This is a genomic window from Kineococcus sp. AC630 (genome assembly GCF_979255925.1).
This window is the reverse complement of record NZ_CEEDMJ010000017.1, coordinates 122,941-129,030: the sequence shown is the minus strand read 5'-3', so window position 1 is coordinate 129,030 and position 6,090 is coordinate 122,941. Positions and strand designations below refer to the sequence as shown.

At 73.0% G+C, this 6,090-nt stretch carries 7 protein-coding genes and 1 pseudogene; 5 read left to right on the top strand and 3 right to left on the bottom strand.

Annotated features, from left to right (window positions below):
- Positions 1 to 1,180, top strand: a pseudogene (locus AC0I8G_RS18405) (hypothetical protein); the annotation flags it as partial.
- Positions 1,181 to 1,292: 112 nt separating this feature from the next.
- On the opposite strand, the gene AC0I8G_RS18400 reads toward AC0I8G_RS18405, so the two are convergent.
- Positions 1,293 to 2,159: an oxidoreductase gene (locus AC0I8G_RS18400; protein WP_471731231.1), complete on the bottom strand. Its 867-nt coding sequence runs from the start codon at positions 2,157 to 2,159 to the stop codon at positions 1,293 to 1,295.
- A gap of 64 nt (positions 2,160 to 2,223) precedes the next feature.
- On the opposite strand from AC0I8G_RS18400, the gene AC0I8G_RS18395 reads away from it, so the two are divergent.
- Positions 2,224 to 2,814 (top strand): TetR/AcrR family transcriptional regulator, encoded by a 591-nt coding sequence (locus AC0I8G_RS18395; RefSeq protein ID WP_380159254.1) that lies wholly within the window; start codon positions 2,224 to 2,226, stop codon positions 2,812 to 2,814.
- 9 nt (positions 2,815 to 2,823) lie between these two features.
- Positions 2,824 to 3,252 carry an acyl-CoA thioesterase gene (locus tag AC0I8G_RS18390; RefSeq protein ID WP_471731230.1) on the top strand — a complete coding sequence of 143 codons (429 nt, stop codon included), beginning with the start codon at positions 2,824 to 2,826 and terminating at the stop codon, positions 3,250 to 3,252.
- 16 nt (positions 3,253 to 3,268) lie between these two features.
- On the opposite strand, the gene AC0I8G_RS18385 is transcribed toward AC0I8G_RS18390, so the two are convergent.
- A complete protein-coding gene (locus AC0I8G_RS18385; RefSeq protein ID WP_471731229.1) occupies positions 3,269 to 3,949 on the bottom strand; it encodes a GntR family transcriptional regulator in 681 nt (226 codons plus the stop codon).
- A 29-nt stretch (positions 3,950 to 3,978) separates the two neighbouring features.
- On the opposite strand from AC0I8G_RS18385, the gene AC0I8G_RS18380 reads away from it, so the two are divergent.
- A complete protein-coding gene (locus AC0I8G_RS18380) occupies positions 3,979 to 5,169 on the top strand; it encodes an MFS transporter (protein WP_471731228.1) in 1,191 nt (396 codons plus the stop codon).
- Positions 5,170 to 5,205: 36 nt separating this feature from the next.
- The gene (locus tag AC0I8G_RS18375) at positions 5,206 to 5,745 is read left to right on the top strand and encodes an SRPBCC domain-containing protein (RefSeq protein ID WP_380257408.1); all 540 of its coding nucleotides are present in this window, start codon (positions 5,206 to 5,208) and stop codon (positions 5,743 to 5,745) included.
- A 28-nt stretch (positions 5,746 to 5,773) separates the two neighbouring features.
- Here the strand turns inward: AC0I8G_RS18375 and AC0I8G_RS18370 are convergent, their stop codons facing one another.
- Positions 5,774 to 6,088, bottom strand: coding sequence for a DMT family transporter (locus AC0I8G_RS18370; protein WP_328294083.1), 315 nt, complete (start codon positions 6,086 to 6,088; stop codon positions 5,774 to 5,776).
- Between the last annotated feature and the right edge of the window lie 2 nt (positions 6,089 to 6,090).

Here is a 6,090-nt window from a genome sequence, read left to right as displayed (position 1 = left end):
GATGTCGGGTGCTGCAGCTGAACTGGAACGCCGCCCCCGCCGCCCCCGCGCCCTGCTGGCCACCGCCGCCGTCCTGGCCGCACTGGCCGCGGGCGCCGGTGTCGCGCCGGCCGCCCAGGCCGCCGTCACGCCCGTGATGAACTACGACGGCGTCACCGTCAACAACGCCCGCATCCCGGCCACGGACGTCGAGATCGAGCTCGTCACCCCCGTGGCCTTCGACCGCGGCACCTACTTCGTCGGCACCACGCAGGTCGGGACCCTCGGCGCCGGCACCGCGGCCGGTGGCAGCTACCGGGCCGGCGCCACCGTGGACCTCGGCGGGCACAGCGGTTCGATCACGCTCGTGGCGAAGCTCTACAAGGGCAAGTACCTCGCCCAGACCGTGTTCAAGGTCCTGCGCCTGGTGCCGGCGACGGCGACGGGCATCCCCGCCGGCTTCCCGAACGCCGCCTCCACCGGCGTCCCCACCGGCACGAAGCTCACCCCCGCCGGTGACGTCGTGGTCACCACGCCCGGGACGGTCCTCACCGGCCTCGACATGGGCTGCCTCACCGTCCGCGCCGCCCACGTCGTGGTGCGCGGGTCCCGCGTCACCTGCACCGACGGCCGCCAGCTGGCGGTGGCGCTGACCGACGCCGAGGGCTTCGTCATGGAGGACTCCGAGATCGACGGCGGCGACGGCGGCACCGAGAACGCCATCGGCTGGAGCGACTACACCCTGCGCCGCGTCGAGGTGCGCGGCACCCAGGACGGCCCGCGCCTGGGCTACGACGTGACCGTGGTCGACAGCTGGATCCACGCCCTGGTGCGCCACGACGGCGTCCACACCGACGCCCTGCAGTCCACCAGCGGTGAGCGGATCCTGGTGCGTCACAACACCCTGGACCCGCGGACCGCGGGCGACGACGACTTCCTGAACTCCGCGGTGCAGCTGGGCACCGAGACGGGGACCAAGCGGCTGCGCGACGTCGTGTTCGAGAAGAACTACCTCGACGGTGGCACGTTCTCCGTCAACGTGAAGTGCAGCGCGAACATCGACTCCAGCGTCGTCTTCCGCGACAACCGCTTCGGCCACGGCAGCAAGTACGGCGGCGTCATCGCCCCCGGTCGGCTGCGCGTCAGCGGCAACACCTACGTCGACACCGGCGCCCGGGTGGCGGTCGAACCGGCCTGCTGACACCGGTGGCGGGGCCGTGCGCGGCCCCGCCACCGCGCCCTCGGGTCAGAACGGATGGAGACCGAGCGCGTGAACTTCTGCACGAGGAAGTGTGCTCACGGCCTCGGGCGGGTCAGAGACCGAAACCGATTCCGGTGAGCTCCTCGGACGCCGACCACAACCGGCTCGCCAGGACGGGGTCCTTCGACTGCCGGGACCGTCCGATCAGCATCGCGCCGCCACGCATGTGCGCGAACCGCTCGGGACCGGTGAAGGCGGCCGGAGGAACGTCTCCCGTTGCGGCGAGGAGCACGGGCAGGGCGCCCTGGTCCGGGTCCTGGGCCAGGAGGCGCACCAGGAGCCTCGTCACCGCGCCGCCGCTCCCGGTGGTCATGTTCGTCGTCACCAGGCCCGGGTGCGCGGCGGCGGCGAGGACGGGAGATCCGGCCGCGGTCAACCGGCGCTGTAGTTCGGTGACGAAGAGCAGGTTCGCGAGCTTCGACGCCGCGTAGACCCGGGACTCCACGTACTTCGTCCGCTCGAGGCCCAGGTCGTCGAGGTCGATCCTCCCCATCCGTTCGGCCTGGGAGGAGAGGGCGACCACCCGGCCGGAGACGTGGCGCAGCAACAGGTTCGTCAGGGCGAACGGGCCCAGGTGGTTGGTGCCGAACTGCAGTTCGAAACCGTCGGCGGTGCGCCGAAGGTCGGGGACGGACACCCCGGCGTTGTTGACGAGCAGGTCGATCGGCCCGTCCCAGCCGGCGGCGAAGGAGCGGGTCGAGGCCAGGTCCGCCAGGTCGAGGTCCCGGACCTCGACCTGCCCGGGCATGGTCCGGGCGGCCCGCTCCCCCTTCTCGCGGTTCCGGACGGCGAGCACGACGCGGGCGCCCCGGGCGGCGAGGGCCCGGGCCGTGGCCGCGCCGATCCCGCTGCCGCCTCCGGTCACGATCGCGGTGCGGCCGGTGAGGTCGGGGAGCGGTGTCGCCGCAGATGTAGGCATAGACAAGATACTAGGCAGCGTCTAGTCAAATAGTCAACGTCTACTTCACCGCTACCCTGACAGCGTGACGCGCCAGCCCTTCCACCACGGGAACCTCCGCGCGGTCCTGCTGGACCAGGCGGAACGGACCCTGCGCGAGGGCAGCGTCGAGGACCTCTCCCTGCGCGAGCTGGCCCGGCAGGCCGGCGTCAGTCACGGCGCACCGCGCAGTCACTTCATCGACCGTCAGGCCCTGCTGGTCGCCCTCGCCGAACGCGGCTTCGCGCGACTGACCCACGACGTCGCCACGGCGGGCGCCGCCCACCCCGTCGACCTGGTCGACCGTCTGCGCAGCGTGGCGGCGGCCTACGTCGGCTTCGCCGTCACCGACGCCGGACTGCTCGAGCTGATGTTCTCCACCAAGGGCGCAGACGCCGCGGAGAGCGTCCGGGAAGCTGCCGCGGCGTTCTTCTCGACCTTCGACGCGTTGTTCGACGCCGACCTGCGGGCCGGCCGCTTCCGCGGACCCGACCGGCAGCGGACGAAGCTCCTCTTCGTCGCGACCCTGCAGGGCGTCGCCTCCCTGATCGCCTCCCACCGGATCCCTCAGGAGCTCGGCGACGCCCTCGTCGACGACGCGATCCAGCTCCTCCTCGTCGACGGAACAGCCCACTAAGCTGTCTTCATGTCAGGACATGACGGAGAAGAGATCACCTTCCGGACGCGCAAGTGGGTCCGCCCCGAGGACCTCAACGCCAACGGCACCCTCTTCGGCGGCAGCCTGCTGCGCTGGATCGACGAGGAGGCCGCGATCTACGCGATCCTCCAGCTCGGCAACGGCAGCGTCGTCACCAAGTACATCTCCGAGATCGACTTCGTCTCCTCCGCGCAGCAGGGTGACCTCGTCGAGATGGGGCTGCGCGCGACGGCCTTCGGTCGCACCTCGCTGACGATGCGCGCCGAGGTCCGCAACATGATCACCCGGCAGAGCATCCTGACCATCGAGAAGATCGTGTTCGTGAACCTCGGCGCCGACGGACTGCCTGCGCCGCACGGCTACTCGACGATCACCTACGACCGGGACCGGATCCCCAGCAGCGTGCGGCCCGGCTGACGACGCTCACCGCCGCTCACAGCGCGGGCGGCGCCGTCGAACTCTCGACGATCGAGAAACCCCGCCCGCGCAACCGGCGCCGCTCCTGCGCCAGGTGGGCGAGCAACCGCTCCGCCGTCCCCCGGCTGTGGGCGCGGAGCAGTTCCGCGGCCCGGTCGGCGTCGCGGGCCTCGACGGCGTCGAGGATCCCCCGGTGCTCGGCCCGGGCCTGTTCGCGCGACGCCGCGGTCCGCACCTCCAGCCAGCGGGTGCGGGCCAGCCGGGTCATCGCGCCGGTGAGGGAGTCGACCAGGAAGGGGTTGCGGGACAACCGCACCAGCGCGAGGTGGAAGTCGCTGCCGCCCCGCAGGCCGCTCTCCTCGTCGTCGGCCACGGGTTCCGCCTCGAGGAGCGCCCGCACCGCGGCGAGTTCAGCGGGCGTGGCGCGCTCGACGGCGAGGGCCAGCGCCCCGGTCTCGACGACCTCGCGGTGCTCGGTGACGGCCCGGACCTCGGCGAGGTCGATGGGTGCGACCCGCCAGCCGCGACCCACCCGCCCGGTCAGGCCCTCGTTCTCGAGTCGGACCAGGGCGGCGCGGATGGGCGTGCGGGACGCGCCGAGGAACTCCTCGAGACCGCGTTCGCTGAGCTTCTCGCCGGGCACGAACTCGAACCCCAGGACGGCGGCCCGCAGGGTCTCGTAGGGACCGTCCGACACGTCGCCTCCTCGTGGGATACCGTTTTGGTATGCCACCAACGTACACCGCAGCGCCCCGCGTTCCCGCGGCCGCGTGGCGGATGCTCACCCTCGGGATCGCGGCGCAGGCGGCCGGGACCCTCCTCGTGAGCACGCCGGTGTACCTCATCCCCCTCCTCCACCTGCAGCGCGGGCTGCCGCTGACGCAGGCCGGGACCCTGGCCGCCGCGCCGACCCTGGGCATGGTCCTGACCCTGGTCGCGTGGGGCGCACTGGCCGACCGGGTCGGGGAACGCTGGGTGATCGCCGGCGGCCTGGCCCTCACCGCGGTGTGCGCCGCGGTCGCCGCGAGCACGTCCGGTCTCCTCCCCCTGGGCCTCGCCCTGGGGTTCGGCGGAGCCGCCGCGGCCAGCACGAACGCCGCCAGCGGACGCGTCGTCGTCGGCTGGTTCCCGCGCGAACGTCGCGGCCTCGCGATGGGTCTGCGGCAGATGTCCCAGCCCCTGGGGATGGCCGTGGCGGCGCTCGTCGTGCCGCCGCTGGCGGGTTCCGCGGGGATCGGCGCCCCGCTGCTGCTCGGCGCCGGGGTCCTGGCCGTGCTGGCGGTCGCGTGCGCGGCCGGGATCCGCAACCCGCCGCGCGCAGCGCTGACCGACGCCGCCTCGGAGAACCCCTACCGCCGCGACCACTTCCTGCTGCGGATCCACCTGGTGTCCGTCCTGCTCGTCCTGCCGCAGTTCACCCTGTCGACCTTCGGCCTGGTGTGGCTCACCGTCGGGCTGGACTGGGACCAGACGCTCGCCGGGGTCGTGGTCGGCGGGGCGCAGTTCGTCGGCGCGCTGGGCCGCATCGTCGTCGGGGTCCTCAGCGACCGGGTGGGCAGCCGGGTCCGCGTCCTGCGCTGGCTCGCGGTGTCCGGCGTCCTCGTCCTGGCCCTGCTGGCCGCCGTCGGGTACGCGCACTGGCCGGTGGCGATCGCCGCGGTGCTCGTCGTGGCCTCGACGGTCAGCGTCGCGGACAACGGTCTCGCGTTCACCTCCGTCGCCGAGGCCGCCGGACCGCGCTGGTCCGGCAAGGCCCTCGGGCTGCAGAACACCGGGCAGTTCCTCGCCGCCTCCGCCGTCGGGCCGGGGGTCGGCGCGCTGGTCACCGCCGTCGGGTACCCCTCGACGATGGCGCTCGTCGCCCTCGCCCCGCTGGCGGCGTTGCCCCTCGTCCCGCGCCGCGACGAGCACCGGTAGCGGACCGCGGACGACGCCGTGCGCGAGGATGGTGGCGTGAGCATCGAACCGATCGGCGACGCGATCCTGCACGGCGGAGACCGCGCCACCCTGCGCCTGGCCCGCGACTACGACCACCCGGTCGCCGCGCTGTGGACCGCCCTGACCGTCCCGGCCCTGACCCGGCTCTGGTGGGCCGACCTGCGGACCGACCTGCAGGTCGGTGGCGAGTTCTCGCTGGAGTGGTTGACGGGCCCGCCCGGTGAGCTCGAGTGGTGGCCGGGCGAGATCGTCGACATGGACGCCCCGAACCTGCTGGAGCACACGAACTCCGAGCACGGCCGGCTGCGGTGGGAACTGGAACCCCTCGACGTCGGTGCCCTCCGGGCCCGCACCCGGTTGCGCCTGACGAACATCGTCGAGGGCGACGACGAGTGGGTGCCGATGTCGCTGGCCGCCTGGCACCTGCACCTCGACCAGCTCGCGATCGCGCTCGACGGCGGGAGCGTCGACTGGGCCGCCTGGGGCACCGCGAACAACCTGCGCCTGCGCGAACTGCGGGCCGCCTACGCCGCCCACCTCCCTCACCTCGACTGAACCCGCCTCGGCTGACGACCGGCAGGGGTCAGTGCAGGAGTTTCAGGCCGATCACGCAGCCGACGATGCCCAGCAGCAGCGCCACCTTCGCCAGCGACGCGGCCTCGGCCCCGGTCGCCATCGCGTAGCCGACGGTCAGCGCGGCGCCGATCCCGACCCAGACGGCGTAGGCCGTCCCGGTGGGGATGGAGCGCATCGCGAACGCCAGACCGGCCGTGCTGGCGAGCAGCGCGACGGCGAACACGAGGGTCGGTGCGAGGCGGGAGAACCCGGCCGAGCGGCCCAGGGCGGTGGCCCAGACCGCTTCCAGCACACCGGAGACGACGAGCACGATCCAGGACACGA